Consider the following 22,395-nt stretch of genomic DNA (forward strand, 5'->3'; position numbering starts at 1 on the left):
TAGGGAGACCACAAAGTCCAACTGCCGGGCGTGGTGGGTGTAGCTCAGCTGGTAGAGCACCTGGTTGTGGTCCAGGATGCCGCGGGTTCGAGTCCCGTCACTCACCCTGAGTCATCAGCCGGTGACTTCCCGCAAGGGAGGTCACCGGCTGATGTGTTTCCCGTGGCTCCTCTGTCTCCCGTGTTCCCGTGTTCCCGTGTTCCCGGGAGGGTTCATGCGCTCGAGTGTCCGCGCCGAGCCGTTCGCGACCGCCCGGCTCGACCTCGTCCCGCTGCGCGTCGACCACGCGGCGGAGATGGCGGTCGTCCTGGGTGATCCCGCGCTGCACACCTTCATCGGCGGCGCCCCCTGCACACCCGAGGCCCTGCGCGCCCGCTACGAACGGCTCGTCGCCGGTTCGCCGGACCCGTCCGTCTCCTGGTGCAACTGGGTGCTGCGGGTGCGGGACGCCGGCCGGCCGGCCGGGACCCTGCAGGCCACCGTCGCCGGGCGGGACCACGCCGAGATCGCCTGGGTCGTCGGCACCGCCTGGCAGGGCCGCGGCCTCGCCTCCGAGGCCGCCGCGGGGCTCGTCGGCCTGCTGCGGGAGCAGGGCGTGCGCACGGTCGTCGCCCACATCCACCCCGACCACCACGCGTCCGCGGCCGTGGCCCGTGCCGCCGGGCTCTCGGCCACCGCGGAGCGGCAGGACGGCGAGGTGCGGTGGCGGCTGGTCATCGCGCCGTGAACCCGGGCCACGCTCAGCAGGAGGAGCGCTCCACCAGCTCCGTCGCCAGGACGACCTGACGTCGCTCCAGGCCCCGCGACACCGCGGGACGACGGTCCGCGATCTCCGTGAGGAGCAGGTCCAGCATCCTGCGGCCCATCTCCTCGATGGGCTGGCGGACGCTCGTCAGCGGCGGGTCCATGTGCCGGGCGATCGCCGAGTCGTCGTAGCCGACCATCGCCACGTCCTCCGGGAGCCGGCGGCCCGCCTCGCGCAGGGCCCGGCGGGCGCCGGCCGCCATGACGTCGGAGCCCGCGAAGACCGCGTCGAGGGAGGGGTTGCGGGCGAGGAGCTCCCCCATCGCGCGGTGTCCGCCCTCCTCGGTGAAGTCGCCCGGGGCGATCAGGCCCTCGTCCGGCGGGTATCCCGCGTCGCGCAGGGCGTCCCGGTAGCCGTCCACGCGCCGCTGGGCACCGTAGACGTCCAGGCGGCCCGTGATGTGGGCGATATGGGTGCGGCCCCGGGCGAGCAGGTGCTCCACCGCCGAGCGCGCGCCGCCGTAGTTGTCGGAGTCCACGGACGGGAGGGTCTCCGCGGCGGAGCGCGGGCCGCTGATCACCGCCGGGATCTCCAGCTGGGCCAGCAGATCGGGCAGCGGGTCGTCGGCGTGGACCGAGACCAGGAGCACCCCGTCGACGCGGTGCGCCGCCAGGTACTGGGCGAGCCGGCGTCGTTCGCGATCGCTACCCGCGAAGATCAGCAGCAGCTGCATCTCGGTGTCGGAGAGCTCCGCGCCCACGCCGCGCAGCATGTCCGAGAAGTACGGCTCGGCGAAGAAGCGGGTCTCCGGCTCGGGGACCACCAGCGCGATCGCGTCCGTGCGGTTGGCGGCCAGGGCACGGGCCGCGGTGTTGGGGACGTAGCCGAGCTCGGCGACGGCCGCCTCGACGGCCGCGCGGGTCGCGTCACTGACTCTCGGCGAGCCGTTGATCACCCGGGAGACCGTGCCGCGGCCGACACCGGCGCGTGCGGCCACCTCTTCGAGAGTCGGCCGCCCCCCGCTCCGGCTCCGCGCTCCGTGGCTTGCCATGGGCCCCGCCTTCCCGCCGTCGTTCACGCTGGCCTGGAATCTAACAGCCCCGTCCGTTCAGCCCATCCTCGCCGACGGCCACCGTCCCCGGGGACCCGCTTCGGCCCCCGCGGGAACCCCGCACCGGTACGCCGGACGGGTCTCGCCCCGGGACCGGGCACACCCGACTCCCCTTGCCGGACGGCTCGTTCGTCGCCACGCACGGCCGGAAAGCGCTGTCCCCCCGAGTTAGCTAACAGGCAGATAACTGAACGCATCTCTCCGCGCTCCCACCCTTGACACCCCCGCCCGAACCGACGACTCTTCAACACATCACCTGTGGGAGCGCTCCCACGGTACCTGACACATACACATCCCGCACGTTCCCCGCCCGAGCCGCAGCGAGTAACTAACGGGCCCAACAATGCAGTTGGCCGGGGGGTCGGCACGTCAGGGCAACAGGAGGACGCAATGCGAGCACGTACCCGAACCACCCGCCGGGTGGTGGTCCTGGCGGCCGTGGCGTCGCTGGGCGCCGGGCTGCTGGCCGGCTGTGCCGACGACGGCAACGACGACGCTTCCGACGGCTCGTCGTCGGGCAGCGGCAAGGGCAAGACGACGATCACGCTGGGTCTGTTCGGCACGATGGGCTTCAAGGAGGCCGGTCTCTACGCCGAGTACGAGAAGCTCCACCCCGACATCAAGATCGCCGAGAATGTCACGGAGCGCAACGAGAACTACTACCCGGCGCTCCTCAACCACCTCACGACCAACAGCGGCCTGATGGACGTCCAGGCCATCGAGGTCGGCAACATCGCCGAGGTCGTCGCCACCCAGGCGGCCAAGTTCGAGGACATGTCCAAGGTCTCGGGCGTCGACAAGAGCAAGTGGCTGGACTGGAAGTGGTCGCAGGGCACCACCAAGGACGGCCAGACGATCGCCCTCGGCACCGACGTCGGCCCGATGGCCCTCTGCTACCGCAAGGACCTCTTCCAGGCGGCCGGTCTGCCCACCGACCGCGAGGCGGTCGGCAAGCTGTGGGCGGGTGACTGGAACAAGTTCATCGCCACCGGCGAGCAGTACAAGAAGAAGGCCAAGGCAGGCACCTTCTTCATGGACTCCCCCGGCGGCCTGATCAACGCCATCCTCAGCAGTGAGAAGGAGAAGTTCTACGACTCCTCCGGCGAGATCATCTACAAGACGAACCCGGCCGTGAAGGCCGCCTTCGACCTGACCGCGAAGGCCGCCGAGGAGGGCCTGGTCCAGGCCCAGACGCAGTTCCAGCCGGCCTGGGACACCACGATCGCCAACAGCAAGTTCGCCACCATCGCCTGCCCGCCGTGGATGCTCGGCACCATCAAGGGCAAGGCGAAGGCCGAGGACGCCGGCAAGTGGGACGTCGCCGTCGCGCCGAAGTCCGGCAACTGGGGCGGCTCCTTCCTCGGTGTGCCGAAGAGCGGCAAGCACGTGAAGGAGGCCGAGGCGTTCATCACCTGGCTGACCGCGCCCGAGCAGCAGGCGAAGCTGTTCAAGGTGCAGGGCTCCTTCCCGAGCACCCCGAGCGCGTACACGATGCCCGAGGTGACCGGCGCGAAGAACGACATGACCGGTGACTCGCCGATCGGTACGGTCTTCTCCGAGGCCGCCAAGACGGCTCCGGTGCAGGTGATCGGCCCGAAGGACCAGATCATCCAGCAGGGCCTGACCGACAACGGCGTCATCCTCGTGACGAAGGGCAAGTCGGCGGCGGAGGCCTGGAAGACGGCCACCAAGACCATCGACAACAACCTGGACAAGTGACCCGAATGGCCACCCGCCACGACACCGCCGCGCCCCCCGCCAAGGAGGGGGGCGCGGCCCCGGGCCGCCCGGCCGCCGTTCCCACGGAGGCGGAGCAGCGGCATCGTGCCCGGCTTTCCCGCCGCTGGCAGCGGGACAAGCGCTGGAGCCCGTACGCCTTCGTCTCGCCGTTCTTCCTGCTCTTCCTCGCGTTCGGCCTGTTCCCGCTGGTCTACACCGGCTGGGCGTCGCTGCACCAGGTGGAGCTGACCGCGCCCACCGACATGACGTGGGTGGGGATGCGCAACTACACGCGCATCTTCGACGACGACTTCTTCTGGAACGCGGCGAAGAACACCCTGACGATCGGGATCATCTCGACCGTTCCGCAGCTGCTGATGGCGATGGGCCTCGCCCACATCCTCAACTACAAGCTGCGTGCCTCGACCTTCTACCGGGTCGCGATGCTCGCGCCGTACGCGACCTCGATCGCGGCCGCCTCGCTGGTCTTCGTGCTGCTCTTCGGGCGCGACTACGGCATGATCAACTGGGCGCTGCACTTCGTCGGGATCGACGCCATCGACTGGCAGAACGACAAGTGGCCGTCGCAGATCGCCGTCTCGTCGATCGTCATCTGGCGGTGGACCGGCTACAACGCGCTGATCTACCTGGCCGCGATGCAGGCGATCCCGCAGGACCTGTACGAGTCGGCGGCGCTGGACGGTGCCAGCCGCTGGAAGCAGTTCCTGCACGTGACGCTGCCGTCGCTGCGGCCGACGATCCTGTTCACGGTCGTCGTCTCGACGATCGGCGCGAGCCAGGTCTTCGGCGAACCGCTGCTGTTCGACGCCAACAAGGGCGCGTCGGGCGGCGCGGAGCACCAGTTCCAGACGCTGGGCCTGTACCTGTACGAGCAGGGCTGGGTGAACCAGCACCTGGGCCGGGCCTCGGCGATCGCCTGGACGATGTTCCTGATCCTGATCGTGATCGGCATCGTCAACTACGTCATCTCGCGCCGGCTGCGCGCCAGTAGTTAGGAGTACCGGCCGTGACGACGACGACAACGACCGCGAAGTCCGTGGACCCCGAGGACGCCGTACCGACGGCCAGGAAGGTGCGCCGGCCCAAGTCCGCGCGGGCCGGCGGGCAGATGCACGGCGGCCCGATCGCCTACATCATCCTGGGCGTGTTCACCATCGTTTCGCTGTTCCCGCTGCTGTGGACGGCGATCGCGGCGTCCCGCGACAACAACCGGCTGGCGCAGAACCCGCCGCCGTTCGTGTTCGGCTCGAACCTCTTCCACAACCTGGACGTGGCCTGGAACGACGCGAACCTGGGCAAGGCGTTCGTCAACACGACGATCGTGGCCGGGACTTCGGCGGCGACGATCGTCTTCCTGTCGACGATCGCCGGGTTCGCCTTCGCCAAGCTCCGGTTCCGGGGCCGGGGCGCGCTGATGCTGATCGTGATCGGCACGATGATGGTGCCGCCGCAGCTGAGCATCATCCCGCTGTACATGATGGTCGCCAAGCTGGAGTGGACGGACCAGCTCCAGGCGGTGATCCTGCCGTCGCTGGTGAGCGCGTTCGGCGTGTTCTTCATGCGGCAGTACCTCATCCAGGCGCTGCCCGACGAGATCATCGAGGCGGCCCGGGTGGACGGCGCGAGCAGCTGGCGCGTGGTGTGGCACGTGGTGTTTCCCGCGGCGCGCCCGGCGATGGCGGTGCTCGGCATGCTGATGTTCGTGCAGACGTGGAACGACTTCCTGTGGCCGTTCCTGGTGCTGAGCCAGACCGGCAACCCGACCGTGCAGGTCGCGGTCGCCGGCCTCGGCCGCGGGTACACCCCGGACCAGTCCCTGATCATGGCGGGCGCGCTGCTGGGCACGCTGCCGCTGCTGCTGGTCTTCGCGATCTTCGGCAAGCAGATCGTGGGCGGCATCATGCAGGGCGCCGTCAAGGGCTGAGGACACGTCGCGACTGCGTACGACGCCTCGACGACGCCCTCCCGCCCGTCCGTCCCTGACTTCTCGGGGGCCGGGTCACCGCCGCCCCGGCCCCCTCCGCACCACTTCCCCCCCGACCTCGTCGGTCTCGACGACCTCCCATGGGAGCGCTTCCATGCCTGAGCCCATTACTCCGGTGACCTTTCCGCCCGCCTTCCTCTGGGGTGCCGCGACCTCCGCGTACCAGATCGAGGGGGCGGTGCGCGAGGGCGGCCGTACCCCCTCGATCTGGGACACCTTCAGCCATACGCCGGGCAAGACGGCCGGTGGCGAAACCGGTGACATCGCTGTCGACCACTACCACCGCTACCGCGACGACGTGGCGCTGATGGCGGAGCTGGGCCTGTCCACGTACCGCTTCTCCATCTCCTGGTCCCGGGTCCAGCCGACCGGCCGGGGCCCCGCGGTGCAGGTGGGCCTGGACTTCTACCGCCGTCTGGTGGACGAGCTGCTGGCGGCGGGCATCAAGCCGGCCGTCACCCTCTACCACTGGGACCTCCCCCAGGAGCTGGAGGACGCGGGCGGCTGGCCGGAGCGGGACACTGCGTTCCGGTTCGCGGAGTACGCGCAGATCGTCGGCGAGGCGCTCGGCGACCGCGTGGAGAACTGGATCACGCTGAACGAGCCGTGGTGCAGCGCCTTCCTGGGCTACGCGTCCGGGGTGCACGCGCCGGGCCGTACCGAGCCGGTGGCGTCGCTGAAGGCGGCGCACCACCTGAACCTGGCGCACGGGCTGGGCACGTCGGCGCTGCGCGCGGCCATGCCGGCCCGCAACTCGGTGGCGATCAGCCTCAACTCCTCGGTGGTGCGGCCGCTCTCCCCGGGCGACCCGGCGGACCTGGCCGCGGTGCAGAAGATCGACGACCTGGCCAACGGCGTCTTCCACGGCCCCATCCTGCGGGGCGCCTACCCGGAGACGCTGCTGGCGGCGACCTCGTCGCTGACGGACTGGTCGTACGTCCTCGAGGGCGATCTGCGCGCCATCCACCAGCCGCTGGACGCGCTGGGCCTGAACTACTACACGCCCACGCTGGTCTCGGCGGCGGACGCGTCGGTGCGGGGTCCCCGCTCGGACGGTCACGGCGCGAGCGACCACTCGCCGTGGCCGGGCGCGGACGACGTGGCCTTCCACCTGACGCCCGGCGACCGCACGGAGATGGGCTGGTCCATCGACCCGACCGGCCTGCACGAGCTGATCATGCGCTACACGGCGGAGGCGCCGGGCCTGCCCCTCTACATCACGGAGAACGGCGCGGCCTACGACGACAAGCCCGACTCGGACGGCCGCGTCCACGACCCGGAGCGCATCGCCTACCTGAACGGCCACCTCGCGGCGGTCCGGCGGGCGATCGCGGACGGGGCGGACGTGCGGGGCTACTACCTCTGGTCCCTTCTGGACAACTTCGAGTGGGCGTACGGCTACGAGAAGCGGTTCGGCGCGGTGTACGTGGACTACGCGACGCTGACCCGCACGCCGAAGTCGAGCGCGCTGTGGTACAGCCAGGCGGCCCGTACGGGCACCCTGGCGCCGACCGAGACCAACTGACCCGGGGAGCGGGGAGAGGGCGCGGCGGGCCGGGGGGCCTGCCGCGCCCTTCGCCGGTGATCGCTCTTGTCCACTTTCCGTCCGGGTCGGCGGGATCTGTGGCACGCTCGTTGCGCCCACGACCTCCTGTCGCCGGAGGTGTCGGCGCGTCGGCGGGGGCGTACGGGGAGGAGCGGCATGAGCTCGGGCGAGCGTGTCCCGTTGGAGGCGGCGCTGGTCCGGGTCTGGCGCGGGGACTTGCTGGTGGGGGCCGGTTTCCTGGCGGGCCCCGCGCATGTCCTGACCGCCGCGCACGTGGTGACCGACGCGCTGGGGTTGCCACCCGCAAAGGCGTCCGCGGCGCCCCCCGGACAGGCGCCGACGGCCGGCTCGTCGGTCACCCTCGACTTCCCGTTACTGGCGCCGGGTCTGCACCGCGCCGCGGAGGTCGTCGCATGGCACTCGCCAGGCCCGGGCCGGGGCACGGACGTCGCCGGTCTGCGGCTGCTGGACCCGGCACCGGACGGCGCCCGTCCGCTCGTGCTGCGCAGACGGCGCGGCGGTCTGAACGGCCTGCTGGTGATGGTGGGTTTCCCGCGCGGCCTGGAGCTCGGCACCTGGGTGTACGGCCGGGAAGGGGGCCCGGTCGCGACGGGCTGGGTGGAGATCGAGAGCGATCCCACCCGGCAGGCGGTGCTCGCGCCCGGCTTCTCCGGGACGCCCGTGTGGAGCCCGGACGCCGACGCCGTCGTGGGCATGGTGGGCTACAAGGTCTCCGGTGCCGGATCGAAGATCGGCTACATGATGCCGGTGGACACGCTGCTGGCCGCCTGGCCGGAGCTGGCGGGGGTGATCGAGCAGCGCTCGCCGTTCCGGGCGCTGCGCGCGTTCACCGAGCAGGACGCCGAACTGTTCTACGGGCGCGACGAGTTGGCCGCGCAGCTCGTCGACCGGATCGCCGACGGCGTGCCGGTGATCTGCGTCATCGGCGGCTCCGGGGCCGGCAAGTCCTCCCTGTGGCACGCCGGTGTGGTCCCCCGGCTGCGCGCCCGGCAGGATCGGCTGGTGGTGGTGACCCTGCGCCCCTCCGACGCGGGTACGCCGCTGAACGCCCTGGCCTTCGCGCTGGACACGCTGCTGGAACCGGACCGGGAGGCCTCGGCCCGGCTGACGTCCGTCGAGGGGCTCGCCTCCAGGCTGGCCGGGGGCGCCATGGCCGATGTGGTGGCCGCCGTGCTGGAGCGCCGCGGGGGCGAACGCCTGCTGATCTGCGTCGACCAGTTCGAGGAGGTCTTCGGCCGGCCCGTGGACGACCGGGCCGCGTTCGCCGGGGCGCTGGGTGCGTGCCTCACCGACGGGTCCCGGCTGTCCGTGCTGGTCAACCTCCGGGACACCTTCCTCGGGGCCGTCCTGAGCGACCCGCCCGCCGCCGAACTCGCGCGGCGCTGGCTGCCGGTCACCGTGGGCGAGATGACCAGGGCGGAGCTGCGGCAGGTGATGACCGGGCCGCTGCGGCGGCTGGGCACCGTCGACTTCGCCGACGGGCTCGTCGAGCGGATCCTGGAGGACCTGAAGCGGACCCCGAACCCGTTGCCGTTGCTGGAGTTCACGCTCGCCGAGTTGTGGGAGCGACGTGCGGCGGGCCTGCTGACCCACGACGCCTACGAGGACGTGGGCGGGGTCTCCCGGGCGCTGGCGGGCTACGCGGACCGGGTCTGGTCGGGACTGGATCCCGGCACCCGGACCACCGCCGAGCGGCTGCTGGTGCAACTGGCCCGGCCCCTGCACCGCGATGAACTGACCGTGCGCAGCACGGCCCTGCGCGACGAGTGCGACGACGCGCAGTGGGCCGTCGCGCAGCGCCTCGCCACCACGAGACTGCTGGTGCTGCACGAGGTCGGCGCCGGTCTCGCGGGCCAGGAGCCGGTGCCCGGCGTCGAGTTGGCGCACGACTCGCTGCTGACGCAGTGGGACCGGCTGCGTGAGCTGACCGAGAGGTTCCGCGACTTCCGGGTCTGGCAGGACGGTCTGCGGCAGCGGATCGACATCTGGTCGAGCCGCAGGTCGCCCGGCCGTCTGCTGTCCGGCGCCGATCTGCGGGACGCCCGGCGGTGGGCCGCCACCCACCGAGAGCATCTCAGCGTGCGGGAGCACACCTTCATCGGGGCGAGCCGGCGGCGCCGGCGGTGGCTGGTCTCGGGCGTCGCCGGGGTGCTGGCGGTGGCCCTCGTCATCGCCACGGCCGTCTACCAGCACCGCAGCGCACAGGTGGCGGAATCCCTCGCGCGCGACCTCTCCGTGAAGGCGCGGCAACTGAAGCAGGTCGATTCCTACGGGGCGGTGCAACTGGCCATGCGCGCCTACCGGACGGACTCCTCCGCCGGGCTCGACGCGGCGAAGCCGGGCGCCTACGACGTGGCGGACAAGCTGCTGCCGCACCACGATGTCGCCCAGGACCTGAACTCGGCCGATCCGAGCCGTTCCGCCGCGGCCCCGACCGGCCCGCCGGGCGACCCGGCCGCGACCGGTCCGGCCGGCGGTCCGGCCACGACGTCGGACGCGGCCGCCGAGGCTCTGGAGAGCAGTTCCCGGGTGGAGAACGAGGATCTGACGCAGATGGCGAGCGCCGACGGCCGCACCGTGGTGACCACGGACGCGTCGAGCCGGATCGCGCTCTGGCACCTTTCCGGCCGGGGGGTCACGCAGGAGTCGCTGTCCTCGCTGTTCGGCCCGAACGACTACGCCGGATCACCCGTGATCAGCCGCAGCGGACGGTATGTGGTGTTCCGGCAGTCCGTCGGGCTCGCCCCCGGCGAACTGGACATCGACGACCCGGTCGACGAGAACGGCCTGCCGAAGATCGACCCGGACGGATACGCCACCTGCGTCCCCGAGGACCTGCTCAGCATCACGTCCTGCCTGGTCGTCTACGACACGGTGGAGCACCGGGTCGCCTCCGCCCGGGAGGTCGCGCAGATACCCGTGATCGGCAACGTGACCATGAGCGTCGACCCGACGGACCGGGTGCTGGGCATGGTCGTCTCGGACAGGCTGCTGCCGACCCTGCAGAGCGGACTGCACAACACCCTGTACCTGTTCGACCTGCGCACCGGCCGGCTGCTCCGGCAGGCGAGGCTGCCGTGGCCGAGCATGGTCACCGAGCTGTGGCTGGGCCCCGGAGGCGCCACCGCGACGGTCTCGGAGGTGCTGGCCGACGATCTCAAGGCACGCGCCGACCTGTCGCTGTCGTGGGTGGACCTCGGCCGGGACACCGTGACCCGGCACCAGCTGGTCGCCGACCCGACCACCCTCGACACCGTGACGATGAGCCTCGACGGGCGCAGGGTCGCCGCCCTCGTACGGGAACCCGGCACCGGCACCCGCGGTCTGGTCGCCTGGTCCACCGACACCGGCAAGGTCGTCTCGCGCATCCCCCGGCTCGTCGAGAGCGGCGACTTCGGCACGCTCGCGCTGGACGCGACGGGCAGCACGGCCTGGGTCTCGACCCTGGCGCAGGAGTACGGCTCGCTGACCGGGAGCACGCCCTCCGCCACCGGGATGCAGGTGGAGCCGATCATCGGGGCCACCCTGGCCCAGCGGGTGTCCGTCCGGTCGTTGTCGAACGGCGGGGAGACGGGACGGTTCGACTACTCGGGCGGCTGGATCTGGCCGTTGGGCAGCGGCACCGGCGCCCCGCTCGCCCTGGTGGACGGCAGCACGCTCGGCATCGTGCTCGACCGTCCCGGAGAGCCGGACCCGCTGCGCCGGCTGGCCGCCGCCAAGGCCGACCCACGGCCCGCCGGGCGGAAACTCACCCTGTCGGCGCTCTGCGCCCTGCTCGGCGAACCGAACCACGACAAGGCGACCCGGGACCTGGTGCCCCCCGGCGCCTACCAGGGCGCGCTCTGCCCCTGAACGTGCCACCCCACGACGAACGAGGAGACTGCATGACCGAGCTGGTGCGGTGGACGCTGGACAGCGGCGGCGAGGTGATCGTGGAGGTGCCGCCGGACGGCCCGTCCATCAGCCCGGTCTCCCGGACGGGCGGCCTCGTCGAGTCGGCCGGCACCTCGCTGAGCTCCGCGCTCGGCAATGTCCGCCAGGCCGCGTCGGACGTGCTCGGCCAGTTCCGCGCGATGGACGTCCGGCCGGGCACGATCGAGGTCGAGTTCGGCGTGAAGCTGACCGCGGAGGCCGGCGCCATCATCGCGAAGACGAGCGCCGAAGGGCATCTGAACGTCAGGCTGACCTGGGAGAACGACGGTTCGCACGAGGCGGCGCCGACGCCCCCCGCCCCGCCCGGCTGACCGGACCCTGCCCCGGGCCGGACTGCCCCGGTCGCACCGACCCTGGCCCGGGCCGGACGGGCACGACGCGTCAGCGACCGCCTCCCGACAGCAGACGGCGGGTGGTGTCCACACCCCATATGTCGAGCGACAGCAGCCGGTCGCTGGACGCCATCAGGCCGCCGGTCGCCTCCACGTGCGCGGCCCACCGTTCCCGGGTCTCCACCGCCGGACGGGCCATCAGACAGTCCGGGTCGTTGGTCCAGAGCCTGCCGTGCTGCCACTGGCGGCCGGCGCCGGTGAACTCGGCCGGGTCCTGGCCGGGCTGGCTGTAGTCGTCGGCCTCGGGCCGCCGGTGCGGGGCCGTGTCGGGGCTGACCCGCATCGCGTCGAAGAGGCCGAGGGAAGGCAGGATCGGCGCGCCGCAGCCCAGGAGGTAGGCGTCAGGGCCGATCGCCGCGCGGATCAGCTCGACGCCCGAGCGGTACGCCGCGAGCGCGTCCACGGTGTCGTCGTGCCGTACGCCGTCCAGCGCGCCCGCGTAGAGGAAGTCGACCTTGAAGTAGTCGTAGCCTTCGGCGCGCAGCGTCCGGAAGACGTCCGTCAGGTACGCCGCCGCCCCGGGACGGGTGGTGTCGAGAACCCGCAGATCGTGACCCCAGTTGTGGCCGGCGTGCGCGAAGCCGCCGTCGGCGGAGCGGACCAGCCAGTCGGGGTGCCGGGCGGCCAGATCGCTGCTCGGGTCGACCAGGAAGGGTGCCGTCCAGATGCCCGCGCGGCGGCCCCGGGCGCGGATGGCGTCGGCGATGCCGGAACGCGAGCGGAAGCGGCCCGAGAGGACGAGCCAGTCACCCAGGGCGCGCTGGTAGCCGTCGTCGATCTGGACGACGTCGACGGGCAGGTCGAGGGTGTCCATCGCGCGGAGGTTCTCGTGGATGTCGTCCTCGGTGACGTTGGTGAAGTACTCGTACCAGGAGCACCAGACGGTCGGCGCGGGGCGGGGGGCGGGGAGGCCGAGTCCGGCCGCCCAGTCGGACAGGAGCTCCTGGACGCCGGTGCCCGTGTACTCCTTCACCGGGCCGTCGGCGCTGATCTCCGCCACGGATCCGGCCCGGGTGAGGCGGATGGACGGCACCTCCCGCACCGGGTCCGGCGCCGCCCACAGCCGTACCGGTGAGCCGTCGCCGGGGTCGAGGGCCAGCAGCCCCTCCCCCTGGAAGGCTCCTGCGGGGACGGTGACCCCGGGGCGGTAGCAGACCGTCGCCCAGTTGTCGTTCGTCGGGCGGTACGGGGTGTCCCGCAGGGCGTAGGCGCCGCTCGGGCTCCAGGACTGCCAGCCCTCCTCGTGGACGCGGGCACGACGCGGGTCCACGGGGACGGCGGCCACCGGGGTGAAGGGGTGGTGCACGGGGTTCTCTTTCACGGGGAGGGGCTCGCGGGGCGGGACTCGCGGGACAGGGCTCGCGGGGCGGGGCGGCGGGCGTCAGCCCTTGTTGGCGCCCAGGGTCAGGCCGCTGACGAACTGGCGCTGGAGCACGAAGTACACGATCAGCGTGGGGATCGCCGTCAGCAGGGCGCCGGCGGCGACCAGGTTGGGGTCGGTGAAGTACTGGCCGGAGAGGTTGTTCAGGGCCGAGGTGATCGGCATGTTCTCACCGGTGGAGATCAGCACGATCGCCCAGAAGAAGTCGTTGTAGATCCAGATCGAGAGCAGGGTCGCCAGGGCCGCCATCGCGGGCTTGCACAGCGGCAGCACGATCTGCCAGTACAGCCGCCACACGGACGCGCCGTCGACCAGCGCGGCCTCGGTGAGCTCGTGCGGCAGCGAGCGCATGTAGTTGCTCAGCACGAAGGCGCAGAAGCCGGACTGGAACGCCACGTGGATCAGGACCAGGCCGAGCGCGGAGTCGTAGAGCTTGCCGCTGACCGTGATGCCCGGCAGGTCGACCAGCAGGTACAGGCGGTACAGCGGGGTGATGATCACCTGTTGCGGGAGCAGGTTGCCGGCCGTGAACACCAGGAGCAGGAACAGGTTGACCCGGAAGTCGAAGCGGCTGACGTAGAACGCCACGCACGACGACAGGAAGAGGGTCAGGAGCACGGCCGGGACCGCGATCAGCAGCGTGTTCCCGAAGTAGTGCAGCATGTCCGACTGCCGGAACGCGTCGGTGAAGTTGTCGATGCTCAGTCTGTCGGGCCAGGAGACGTAGCCCTTCTCGCTGGTCTCCGCGTAGGGGCGCAGGGCCGCGAACAGCGCCCACAGCAGGGGCGCCAGCCAGGCCAGGGACGTCACGACGAGGAACGTGTGCAGCAGGATCCGGGCGGGGCGGACGGGGGTGCGCCGCTTGGACGCGAGGGTCGCGCTCATGCTCGCCGCTCCTTCCGGAAGGTCGCGATCAGGTACGGGACGATCACGGCGAGGGAGATCACCAGCAGGACGACGGCGATCGCCGATCCGTATCCGATGCGGCTGGACTCGCCGATGATGTTGTTGGTGACCAGGATCGACAGCAGTTCGGTCCCCTGGGCGCCCTTGTTGAAGACGAAGACCAGGTCGAAGGCGCGCAGGGCCTCGATGATGGTCACCACGAGGACGACGGTGTTCGTGGGCCGCAGGGTCGGGAAGACCACGTTCTTGAACGTCTGCCACTCGTTCGCGCCGTCCAGTGCGGACGCCTCGCGCAGTGCCGGGTCGACGCTCTTGAGGCCGGCCAGGTAGAGGATCATCATGTAGCCGGCGTGCCGCCAGGAGGCGGCGACGAGGATGGCCCAGAGGTTGAGGTCCGGGTCGCCGATCCAGTCGATGTAGTGGCCCGGCTCGTTGGCGCCGATCAGGCTGTTGATCAGGCCCGTGTCCGGGTTGTAGACGAGCTGCCAGACGAAGCCGATGACGGCCATCGAGACCACGACCGGCAGGAAGAAGGCCGTCTGGTAGACCCGGCTGAACCGGATCCTCTTGTCCAGCTGGACCGCCAGGAAGAGCCCGAACGGGGTCGGGATCAGGATGAGCACGACGAACCAGACGACGTTGTGCTGGACGGCGGGCCAGAACTGCGGGTTGTTGCTGAACAGCTCCCTGAAGTTGTCCAGCCCCACCCACTTGATCGAGTCGAAGCCGATGCCGTCCCAGGTGGTGAAGGCGAGGGCGACGGAGGCGAGGGCGGTGACCCAGACGAGGGCCACGTGCAGGATCGTCGGCACGCCGGCCATCAGGCCGAGCGTGAGCCGGTCGCGGCGGGTCAGCAGGCGCCGGTGGCCGTGCGGAGCGCGCTTCTTCGGGGTCGCGGTGCCCGGAGGCGGCTCGGCGGCCGCCTCCGGGATCTTCGTGGTCGTTTCGGAGCTCATGTGTCGGTGCTCATCCGCCTCGGCTCGCGCGTCTCAGCCGGACGCGAAGATCGTCTTCTTCTGACGCTCGATCGAGGTCAGCAGGCTGTCGATCCCCTTGGGGTCGCGGACGAACTTCTGGAGCGCTGGCTGCATCACCGTGGAGGTGAAGTCGGGGCGGCTGTCACGGTCCATGAACTGCGTGAGGTGCTTGGCGCCGCTGATCATCGCGTACGCCTTCTTCTGCAGGGCGGTGTAGGAGGAGGTGTCGGCCTTGGAGGAGGCGGCGACGACGCTCGGGTCGGCCTTGAGGTAGATGGCCTCGGCCTCCGGGGTGCCCAGGTACTGCAGGAGCTTGACGGCGGACGCCTTGCTCTTCGGGGCCTTGGAGAGCATGAAGCCGTCGGTGGGCGCCTCGACGGTGTCCTGGCCGTGGGCCGGGTCGATCTCCGGGAAGGCGAAGAAGTCGAGGTCGTCGGCGTCGGCCTGGTCGGTGAACTGCTGCGCCACGAAGGTCCCCAGCAGATACATGCCGGCCTTCTTGGAGACGAGGGTCTGGGCGGCGTCCTGCCAGGTGCGGCCGACGGCGCCGTCCTGGTGGTAGGGGAGGATCTCGGCCCAGTGGTCGAAGGTCTTGCGGACCTTCGCGTCGGTCCAGGAGGCCTTGCCCGCCATCAGCTCGACGTGGAAGTCGTAGCCGTTGGTGCGGAAGTTGATCTGGTCGAAGGTGCCGAGCGCGGGCCAGGCGTCCTTGTCGCCGAAGGCTATGGGGACGAGCCCGTCCTTCTTCATCTGCTTGCACAGGGCGACGAGCTGGTCCCAGGTGGTCGGGACCGTGTAGCCGTGCTGCCGGAAGACGCTCTTGCGGTAGAAGAGCGCCCAGGGGTACGTGTACAGCGGCACGAAGTAGTACTTGCCGTCCTCGCCCTTGCTGAGCGCCTTCATCGCGTCGGGGAAGTCGCCGCCGATCTTCTCCCACACGTCGTCGATCGGGGTGGCGAGCTTCTTGGCCGCGAAGAACTGCATGCGGTAACCGGCGAACCAGTTGAACACGTCGTCCGGGGTGCCCTGGAGGTAGGAGTTGATCTGCTCCTGGAACGTGTTGTGGTCCTTGGTGTTCACGTCGACCGTGATCCCGGACTGCTTCTTGAAGGCCGCGTAGATCTCCGCGAAGGCCTTCTTCGGTACGGCGTCGGAGGCGTTGGAGCCGAGGGTGACGGTCTTCGGGTCGGCCGCGGTGCCGCTGCCGCCGCAGGCGGAGAGCAGGGGTATGCCGGCGCCGAGCACGGCCGCGCCGCCCATACCGCGCAGGAGGGTACGACGGCTCGGGGAGGGGAGGGCGAGGCGGCCGGAGGGGGAGAGGTGGTGCATGAGCGGCTCCTGACGCGAGGTTCGGCCACAGAGTGTGGCTGAAAGCCGGTCGCAATCGACCAGAAATCAACTTGACCGAACACGGGGTGGCGCAATAACAGCCGTATGTCCGGTCATGCGTCAAGAGCCGCTGGCTTCATTTGTCGAAACGTAATCGACACACCTTGATCACTTACATGATCAATTCCCGCTCCCCCTCTTGATCATTTAATTGATCAATTGCGGAAACCGATCACTTGTAGGCGGCGAACGCCTTCGAGAAAGCGGAGTCGGCCTGGACGATCGAGCTGCAGGTCGCGTCCGCGTAGTTCTTGGCCCCGCCCGCGCACTGCTTGTCCCGGGTGGCCGACCACATCGACAGCGGGCCGAGCCCCTTGGCCTTGGCGAAGGCGACGAGCTGGGTGGCGTCGTCCACCTTGAAGATCTCGGACGTGACGTCGTTCACGCCGATCATCGGCGTGACACCGACCGCCTTCCAGGCCGCGCCGTCACCGAGCCCGAGGACGCTCTTGACCTGCGCCTGGGTGGCGGTGGCGGCCTGCTCGGCATAGGTCCCCATGTCGCCGCTGTACGCCGGCCCGTAGTCCATCGCCATGATGTTGACGGTGTCGATCCCCACGCCGGCGGACTTGGCGCCGGCCAGCAGGTTCACCCCGTCCTGCGTCAGCCCCTCGGGCATCACGGGGAGGGTGAACGACACGTTCAGATCCGGATGCTGCTGCTGGAGCTTCGCGATCGCCTGGGCGCGACGGGCGTTGGCCGCCGTGTCGGGCAGCGCGCCGCCCTCGATGTCGAAGTCCACCTTGGTCAGCCGGTAGGCGTCCACCGCCTTTCCGTACGCCGCCGCCAGCGCGTCCGCCGAGGAGCAGGTCGTCGCCAGCTCGGAGCCCGAGGCGCCGCCGAAGGAGACCCGGACGTCACCGCCCTTGGCCCGCAACGCCCCGATCTGGGCGGCCACGCCGTCGCTCGCGAGGTCGGTCACCCCACCCCACTTGGGCGTGCAGCCGCCGCCGTCGGTGACGAACGCCAGGTTGTAGTCCTTCACGCCGGTCGCGCTCACGCTCGCCAGGAGGTCGAAGGCGGGGTACAGGGAGGTGTCGACGTAGGGGGCGAACCCGGCGGAGGCGGTGGTGCCGGTACCGGTGCTCGCGCTGGTGCTCGGGGCGGGCGAGGAGGTCGCCGGAGAGGAGGGCGAGGAGGTGACGGTCGGGCTCGGGGCCGTGGTGGGACTCGCGCCCTGGGTCGGCCTGCCGCTCGGCTCGGGCGTGGCGCCTTCGTCGGCCGAACACTTGGCGCCGTCGACCAGGCAGCCGGCGGGATCCTCGCTGCCGTTGACGACGAAGCCGACGGTGACGGACTCCCCGACGGCGAGCCCGTCGGTGTCCCACTTGGGCGGCGAGACGGTGACGTGCTGCCCGCTGACGGCGGACTCGCCGTTCCACAGGGAGCTCAGCCTCGCCCCGGCCGGCAGATCGAACTCGAGCTTCCAGGCCGCCTTCACCTGACCGCTGTTGTTCGTCACGACGTACTGCGCGGTGTACCCCGTCGACCAGTCGCTGGTCCTGGTGTAGGCCGCCCCGACCCCGGCCGCCTGCGCGGTACCGCCGAGCAGAACGGCCCCGCCGCCCACCACGGCCGCGGCGACCACACCGCCGATCATCTTGTTCCTGCCACTGATCCTGCGCCGATGCGTGCTCATCACGTGCCTGCCTTCACTGATCACGGGGATCCCGAGGGGGGTGCGGCAGCACGCTAGCGAGCCCGAACCGGGCAAACCGCCTGACAGGGACGGTCGTTGAGGTTCTTAGGGAGCGCTTAAGGAACACATCGGGGGCGGTTAAAGGTCGAGACCAATTCGCCCCTCAGGAACGGCCTGCCGGCGCCCGCCGCCGTCTGCGGACCGCCCCCCGGTGGCCCCTGCGCACCGGCTCCCGCCCGTCCAGCTGGATCCAGAGCCGTATCTCGGTGCCGCCCAGCACCGAGGAGCCGATACGGACGTCACCTCCCGTCGACTCGGCGAGCCGGCGGACGATGTCCAGGCCGAGGCCGGTCGAGCCCGCGGTGCCCGAACCCCGGCCGCGCGCCATCGCCGCCTCCGGGTCGGCGATGCCCGGACCCGCGTCCGAGACGAGGACGATCACCGCGTCCTCGCCGTTGTGGACGTCGACCGCGAAGGCCGTGCCCTCCGGGGTGTGCCGGAACACGTTGCCGAGCAGGGCGTCCAGGGCCGCGGCTAGGTCGGTACGCGCGACGGGTATGCGGACCGGGCGGTCCACGCCGGCCGTGCGCACCTTGCGGCCCTCGTCCTCCGCGAGCGCCGACCAGAACGCCATCCGCTCCCGGACCACCTCCGCCGCGTCGCAGCCCGCGCCCGGACCGGCGGCCGCCGTCTGCGGCTTGGCCTCCCGCGCCGTCCGGATGATCGTGTCGACCTCGCGCTCCAGCTGGGCGACGGCGGTCCGCGTCTGCTCGGCGGCCGGGGACTCGCCCAGGGAAGCCGCGTTGAGCCGCAGCACGGTCAGCGGGGTGCGCAGCCGGTGGGACAGATCCGCCGCCAGTTCCCGCTCGTTGGCCAGCAGTTGGACCACCTGATCCGCCATCGAGTTGAACGCCACCGCCGCGAGGCGCAGTTCGCTGGGACCCTCTTCGGGCACCCTCGCCCCGAGCTTGCCCTCCCCCAGTTCGTGCGCCCCCTCGACCAGCCGCCTCGCCGGCTGCACCATCCGTACGCCCAGCCGGTCGGCGACGGCGACCGAGCCGACGACCAGCGCGGCCCCGACCGCCGCCAGCACCGCCCAGGCCGTGCCGACGCCGTTGCTCACCTCGGACTCGGGGACGTACACCTCGATGACCACGGTCCCCAGGCTCAGCGCGACCGGCTGGAGCAGAGCCGAACCCCCCGCAACCTCGGTGGTGGAGGCCCGGCCCAGCTTGCGCACGGCCGCGATGTCCGCGTCCGCGGCGCGCTGCCTGCCGAGGTCGACGGCGGCCCGGCCGTCGCTCGCGGGCAGATGCACCGCCATGCCGTCGTCGGAGCCCGCCGAGGCGACGACCCGCTCCAACTGCTCGCGGTCGGTCGTGATGGACAGCGCCGGGACCACGACCGCGGCCTCCCGCTCGGCGTTGGAGAACGCGCGGTCGCGGGCCATCTCCTTGACGACGAGACCGAGCGGGACGGCGAAGGCGACCACGACCATCGTGGTCACCGCCAGACAGACCTTGACCAGTGCCCATCTCATCGGACCGGTACCGTCCCCCCGGAGTCGCAGACGGGCGGCTCCAGCTTCACGCCGACCCCGCGCAGGGTGTGCAGATAGCGCGGCCGCGCCGCCGTCTCGCCCAGCTTGCGGCGCAGCCAGGACAGATGGACGTCGATGGTCTGGTCGTCCCCGTAGGACTGCTGCCACACCTCGGCCAGCAGTTCCCGGCGCGGGACCACGACCCCCGGCCGGCCCGCGAGGAAGGCCAGCAGGTCGAACTCCCGGCGGGTGAGGTCGAGCCGTACGCCGTCCAGTTCGGCCTGGCGGCGCAGCGGGTCGACGGTCAGACCGCCGACCCGGATGACGCTGGAGGGCGAGGCCTCCGCGGCCCCGGACCGGGCCCGCCGCAGCACGGCCGCCATCCGCGCCGACAGGTGCTCCACCGAGAACGGCTTGGTCAGGTAGTCGTCCGCGCCCGCGTTCAGCAACCGGACGATCTCCGTCTCGTCGTCGCGCGCGGTGGCGATGATGACCGGCACGTCCGTGATGCCGCGCAGCATCTTCAGCGCCTCGGAGCCGTCCAGATCGGGCAGGCCGAGGTCGAGGATGACCACGTCGAAGCGGAAATGGGCGACCTCGCGCAGCGCCTCCAGTGCCGTACCGACGCTGCGCACGAGGTGCGAGGCGTCGGTCAGCTGCCGGATGAGCGCCGAGCGTACGAACTGGTCGTCCTCGACCACGAGCACACTTGCCATGCGCCGCAACCTACGCCATGCGGGCGAGGGTCATTCGGGCCTGTGGACAACTCGCGCCTGTGGACGACCGGTGAGGCGACCGTGCGCGGCCGGGGCCGCGGCCGAGGACATCCGTGCGACACGGGTGAGGCGCGTGGGGCAAGATGGCCCGCGATGCGCAGAGGACTCGTACACGTACTGGCCTGGTCGCTCGCAACGGGCGCGGCGGTCACGCTGTCGTGGTGGGGTGTCCACACCGTGATGGCGGGCACGGCCTACGACCCGCCGCGCGCCCTGCCGCTCACCGCGGGCGACACGATCACGCAGGAGTCGAAGCCGCCGGCGTCGCCGACGGGTGGCCCGTCCGCGTCGCGGAGCCCGTCCCCGACCCCGAGCCGGACGCCGGCGTCCCCGTCCCCCTCCCGCACGGCGGCGAGCGCCGGCCCCTCCGCCAGCGCCTCCCGGACTCCCCGGGGCACGTCCCAGGGCACGGTCAAGAGCTACGACACCGACGGCGGGCTCGTCGTCTTCGACCTGGGCAAGGTCTCCGCGTCGCTGGTCTCGGCGACGCCGGGCGCGGGCTGGTCGATGCAGGTGTGGAAGACGGAGTCGTGGATCCGGGTGGAGTTCGCCTCCGGCGCGGACCGGGTGTCGGTGTTCTGCACCTGGCACGACGGACCGCCCCGGGTGGAGGTGGGCACGTACTGACGGCCGGAGGCCAGGACGGCCGGAGGCCAGGACGGCCGGCTAACGGAAGACCGAGGGCGGCGGGGCCGGTGAGGCCACCGCCGACGCGTCCACGACCGGTACCGCGCCGCCGGTGAAGTCGGTGAGCGCCCTGCCGTGCTCGACCCGGCCGGGATGGGGGTCGGAGGCCGCCCTGCGGGTCAGTTCGGCGGTGGGCAGCGGCAGATCGGAGGCCACGAGCACGGCGTTGCCGAACCGTTTGCCGCGCAGCACGGTCGGGTCCGCGACCAGCGCGAGTTCCGCGAACCGGGCGGCGGCGGTGGCGATCTGCCCGCGCAGGTACGCGAGCGGCGGGCCGTCGGCGAGGTTGGCGGCGTAGGCCCCGCCGGGCCTGAGCGCCCTGCGGACCTCGTCGAGGAACTCGGTCGAGGTGAGGTGGGCGGGGGTCCGGGCGCCGCTGAACACATCGGCCACGACGAGATCCGCCCACCCGTCGGGCACTTTGGCGAGACCTTCGCGTGCGTCGACCGATCTCACCCTGATGCGGGCCCCCGGGTCCAGCGGCAGCTCCCGGCGCACCAGTTGGACGAGTGCCGCGTCCCGTTCGACGACCTGCTGGGTGGAGCGGGGGCGGGTGGCGGCGACGTACCGGGCGAGGGTGAACGCGCCGCCGCCGAGATGCACGACGTGCAGGGGTTTGCCGGCCGGTGCGACGAGGTCGATGACATGACCGAGGCGCCGCTGGTACTCGAAGGAGAGATGAGCGGGGTCGTCGAGGTCGACATGCGACTGCGGGGCCCCGTCGATGAGCAGCGTCCAGGCCCGCGACCGGTCCCGGTCGGGTACGAGCTGGGCGAGCCCGCCGTCGACGGTCTCGACGACGGCGTCGGCGTCCCGCTCGCGCCGGGTGTTCCTGGACTTTGCCATGCCGACATTTTCGCAGGCCGCGGACGCGCCCCGCACACCCGACCGAACAGGGGCCGAACGGCGGCCGGGGCCTCCGGGGCGGGCGGCCGGGGCGGGCGGCCGGGCGGCAGCCGGAGACGAGCGGCCGAACGGTGGCCGGACGAGCGGGTGGGCGCGAGCCGGACATGCTGGTGCGGGCCGGACGAGCGGGCGGGCGGGCGCGGACCGGACCGGACGAGCGGGCGGGCGCCGACCGGACGAGCGGGTGGGCGCGGGCCGGAGAGCGGTCACGGGGGTCATGGGCACGCGCGCGTGCGCTCGGGTCCACGCACGGCCGGTGCCTCGCCGGTCACCTCGCCGGTCACCTCGGAGGCGTCCTCAGCGGCAGCTGTCCGCCGCCTCGATCAGCCGGGCCGCCTCACCCAACGCCCGCCGCAGCACCGCCGGATCCGTCGCGAGGTCCGCCTCGCCGGGGGGCACCAGCCAGCCCGAGCCCTGGACCGGCGACTCGGGGGCGAGTCGCAGCCCCCTGCCGTCGGTCTTCGTACAGGTACTGCCCGGCATGTCCCATGCCGCCGCCGTCCCGGCCGGCACCACGAAGCCGAGCGTGTCGTCGCCGTCGTCGTGCAGGACGGGCCCCACCCCGTCTCCCGCCGCCCCTCTTCGCAGGATGTCGACCGCCTCCAACCCCTGACGGGTCGGCACCGTCACCAGGTCGCACGCCGCCACCGATGTCATAGAAGGAACGTTGCTCTGGCTGGTCTCCATCCCGGCCTCCACCGCGCAGCCCGCCTGTAGTCCAC

General features: G+C 71.5%; 18 protein-coding genes and 1 tRNA gene. 9 read left to right on the plus strand and 10 right to left on the minus strand.

Going from position 1 to position 22,395, the window contains the following annotated elements; translation table 11 throughout:
• Window positions 1-33 precede the first annotated feature (33 nt).
• Window positions 34-106, plus strand: a tRNA-His gene (locus tag ASD48_RS05890).
• Between the two features lie 108 nt (window positions 107-214).
• Window positions 215-727, plus strand: a complete 513-nt coding sequence (locus ASD48_RS05895; protein ID WP_057600314.1) for a GNAT family N-acetyltransferase — start codon at window positions 215-217, stop codon at window positions 725-727.
• Window positions 728-740: 13 nt separating this feature from the next.
• Here the strand turns inward: ASD48_RS05895 and ASD48_RS05900 are convergent, their stop codons facing one another.
• Complete coding sequence (locus tag ASD48_RS05900) at window positions 741-1,796, minus strand: LacI family DNA-binding transcriptional regulator (RefSeq protein WP_057600315.1); 1,056 nt, start codon at window positions 1,794-1,796, stop codon at window positions 741-743.
• A 450-nt stretch (window positions 1,797-2,246) separates the two neighbouring features.
• On the opposite strand from ASD48_RS05900, the gene ASD48_RS05905 reads away from it, so the two are divergent.
• From ASD48_RS05905 to ASD48_RS05930, 6 genes are all read left to right on the plus strand, one after another.
• The gene (locus tag ASD48_RS05905; protein WP_057600316.1) at window positions 2,247-3,575 is read left to right on the plus strand and encodes an ABC transporter substrate-binding protein; all 1,329 of its coding nucleotides are present in this window, start codon (window positions 2,247-2,249) and stop codon (window positions 3,573-3,575) included.
• 5 nt (window positions 3,576-3,580) lie between these two features.
• On the plus strand, window positions 3,581-4,591 hold the full coding sequence (locus ASD48_RS05910; protein WP_057600317.1) for a sugar ABC transporter permease: 1,011 nt from the start codon (window positions 3,581-3,583) through the stop codon (window positions 4,589-4,591).
• Window positions 4,592-4,632: 41 nt separating this feature from the next.
• Window positions 4,633-5,520, plus strand: coding sequence for a carbohydrate ABC transporter permease (locus ASD48_RS05915; RefSeq protein WP_107104270.1), 888 nt, complete (start codon window positions 4,633-4,635; stop codon window positions 5,518-5,520).
• Window positions 5,521-5,674: 154 nt separating this feature from the next.
• Window positions 5,675-7,105 carry a GH1 family beta-glucosidase gene (locus tag ASD48_RS05920; protein ID WP_057600319.1) on the plus strand — a complete coding sequence of 477 codons (1,431 nt, stop codon included), beginning with the start codon at window positions 5,675-5,677 and terminating at the stop codon, window positions 7,103-7,105.
• A 177-nt stretch (window positions 7,106-7,282) separates the two neighbouring features.
• On the plus strand, window positions 7,283-10,999 hold the full coding sequence (locus tag ASD48_RS05925) for a trypsin-like peptidase domain-containing protein (protein WP_057600320.1): 3,717 nt from the start codon (window positions 7,283-7,285) through the stop codon (window positions 10,997-10,999).
• Between the two features lie 32 nt (window positions 11,000-11,031).
• A complete protein-coding gene (locus tag ASD48_RS05930; protein WP_063887402.1) occupies window positions 11,032-11,391 on the plus strand; it encodes a CU044_2847 family protein in 360 nt (119 codons plus the stop codon).
• 70 nt (window positions 11,392-11,461) lie between these two features.
• Here the strand turns inward: ASD48_RS05930 and ASD48_RS05935 are convergent, their stop codons facing one another.
• From ASD48_RS05935 to ASD48_RS05965, 7 genes are all read right to left on the minus strand, one after another.
• Window positions 11,462-12,778 carry a glycoside hydrolase family 36 protein gene (locus tag ASD48_RS05935; protein WP_057600321.1) on the minus strand — a complete coding sequence of 439 codons (1,317 nt, stop codon included), beginning with the start codon at window positions 12,776-12,778 and terminating at the stop codon, window positions 11,462-11,464.
• Between the two features lie 75 nt (window positions 12,779-12,853).
• Complete coding sequence (locus ASD48_RS05940; RefSeq protein ID WP_057600322.1) at window positions 12,854-13,738, minus strand: carbohydrate ABC transporter permease; 885 nt, start codon at window positions 13,736-13,738, stop codon at window positions 12,854-12,856.
• Entirely contained in the window at window positions 13,735-14,715 is a 981-nt protein-coding gene (locus ASD48_RS05945) for a sugar ABC transporter permease (protein WP_057600323.1), read from the minus strand. Before ASD48_RS05945 ends, ASD48_RS05940 begins: the two co-directional genes overlap by 4 nt.
• A 33-nt stretch (window positions 14,716-14,748) precedes the next feature.
• The gene (locus ASD48_RS05950) at window positions 14,749-16,065 is read right to left on the minus strand and encodes an ABC transporter substrate-binding protein (protein ID WP_057600324.1); all 1,317 of its coding nucleotides are present in this window, start codon (window positions 16,063-16,065) and stop codon (window positions 14,749-14,751) included.
• A 232-nt stretch (window positions 16,066-16,297) separates the two neighbouring features.
• On the minus strand, window positions 16,298-17,764 hold the full coding sequence (locus ASD48_RS05955; RefSeq protein WP_057600325.1) for a cellulose binding domain-containing protein: 1,467 nt from the start codon (window positions 17,762-17,764) through the stop codon (window positions 16,298-16,300).
• Window positions 17,765-17,927: 163 nt separating this feature from the next.
• Window positions 17,928-19,304: a HAMP domain-containing sensor histidine kinase gene (locus ASD48_RS05960; RefSeq protein WP_107104223.1), complete on the minus strand. Its 1,377-nt coding sequence runs from the start codon at window positions 19,302-19,304 to the stop codon at window positions 17,928-17,930.
• Window positions 19,301-20,020, minus strand: a complete 720-nt coding sequence (locus ASD48_RS05965; RefSeq protein WP_057600326.1) for a response regulator transcription factor — start codon at window positions 20,018-20,020, stop codon at window positions 19,301-19,303. The genes ASD48_RS05960 and ASD48_RS05965 overlap by 4 nt, the downstream gene beginning before the upstream one ends.
• Before the next feature lie 153 nt (window positions 20,021-20,173).
• On the opposite strand from ASD48_RS05965, the gene ASD48_RS05970 reads away from it, so the two are divergent.
• A complete protein-coding gene (locus ASD48_RS05970) occupies window positions 20,174-20,707 on the plus strand; it encodes a hypothetical protein (RefSeq protein WP_057600327.1) in 534 nt (177 codons plus the stop codon).
• A 39-nt stretch (window positions 20,708-20,746) separates the two neighbouring features.
• On the opposite strand, the gene ASD48_RS05975 is transcribed toward ASD48_RS05970, so the two are convergent.
• Together ASD48_RS05975 and ASD48_RS05980 are read right to left on the minus strand one after the other, a co-directional pair.
• Window positions 20,747-21,613: a fused MFS/spermidine synthase gene (locus ASD48_RS05975; RefSeq protein WP_057600328.1), complete on the minus strand. Its 867-nt coding sequence runs from the start codon at window positions 21,611-21,613 to the stop codon at window positions 20,747-20,749.
• A 357-nt stretch (window positions 21,614-21,970) separates the two neighbouring features.
• Entirely contained in the window at window positions 21,971-22,360 is a 390-nt protein-coding gene (locus tag ASD48_RS05980) for a hypothetical protein (RefSeq protein ID WP_057600329.1), read from the minus strand.
• Window positions 22,361-22,395: the final 35 nt, after the last annotated feature.

The organism is Streptomyces sp. Root1310 (assembly GCF_001426425.1).
In the GTDB taxonomy this organism is placed as follows: domain Bacteria; phylum Actinomycetota; class Actinomycetes; order Streptomycetales; family Streptomycetaceae; genus Streptomyces.

What these genes read in the sequence shown, in the direction of transcription:
- ASD48_RS05955 (WP_057600325.1), bottom strand. Translation starts at nt 17,764, where the DNA reads ATGAGCACGCATCGGCGCAGGATCAGTGGCAGGAACAAGATGATCGGC.
- ASD48_RS05900 (WP_057600315.1), bottom strand. Translation starts at nt 1,796, where the DNA reads ATGGCAAGCCACGGAGCGCGGAGCCGGAGCGGGGGGCGGCCGACTCTC.
- ASD48_RS05940 (WP_057600322.1), bottom strand. Translation starts at nt 13,738, where the DNA reads ATGAGCGCGACCCTCGCGTCCAAGCGGCGCACCCCCGTCCGCCCCGCC.
- ASD48_RS05980 (WP_057600329.1), bottom strand. Translation starts at nt 22,360, where the DNA reads ATGGAGACCAGCCAGAGCAACGTTCCTTCTATGACATCGGTGGCGGCG.
- ASD48_RS05910 (WP_057600317.1), top strand. Translation starts at nt 3,581, where the DNA reads ATGGCCACCCGCCACGACACCGCCGCGCCCCCCGCCAAGGAGGGGGGC.
- ASD48_RS05930 (WP_063887402.1), top strand. Translation starts at nt 11,032, where the DNA reads ATGACCGAGCTGGTGCGGTGGACGCTGGACAGCGGCGGCGAGGTGATC.
- ASD48_RS05950 (WP_057600324.1), bottom strand. Translation starts at nt 16,065, where the DNA reads ATGCACCACCTCTCCCCCTCCGGCCGCCTCGCCCTCCCCTCCCCGAGC.
- ASD48_RS05925 (WP_057600320.1), top strand. Translation starts at nt 7,283, where the DNA reads ATGAGCTCGGGCGAGCGTGTCCCGTTGGAGGCGGCGCTGGTCCGGGTC.
- ASD48_RS05905 (WP_057600316.1), top strand. Translation starts at nt 2,247, where the DNA reads ATGCGAGCACGTACCCGAACCACCCGCCGGGTGGTGGTCCTGGCGGCC.
- ASD48_RS05945 (WP_057600323.1), bottom strand. Translation starts at nt 14,715, where the DNA reads ATGAGCTCCGAAACGACCACGAAGATCCCGGAGGCGGCCGCCGAGCCG.
- ASD48_RS05975 (WP_057600328.1), bottom strand. Translation starts at nt 21,613, where the DNA reads ATGGCAAAGTCCAGGAACACCCGGCGCGAGCGGGACGCCGACGCCGTC.
- ASD48_RS05920 (WP_057600319.1), top strand. Translation starts at nt 5,675, where the DNA reads ATGCCTGAGCCCATTACTCCGGTGACCTTTCCGCCCGCCTTCCTCTGG.
- ASD48_RS05970 (WP_057600327.1), top strand. Translation starts at nt 20,174, where the DNA reads ATGCGCAGAGGACTCGTACACGTACTGGCCTGGTCGCTCGCAACGGGC.
- ASD48_RS05965 (WP_057600326.1), bottom strand. Translation starts at nt 20,020, where the DNA reads ATGGCAAGTGTGCTCGTGGTCGAGGACGACCAGTTCGTACGCTCGGCG.
- ASD48_RS05960 (WP_107104223.1), bottom strand. Translation starts at nt 19,304, where the DNA reads ATGAGATGGGCACTGGTCAAGGTCTGTCTGGCGGTGACCACGATGGTC.
- ASD48_RS05895 (WP_057600314.1), top strand. Translation starts at nt 215, where the DNA reads ATGCGCTCGAGTGTCCGCGCCGAGCCGTTCGCGACCGCCCGGCTCGAC.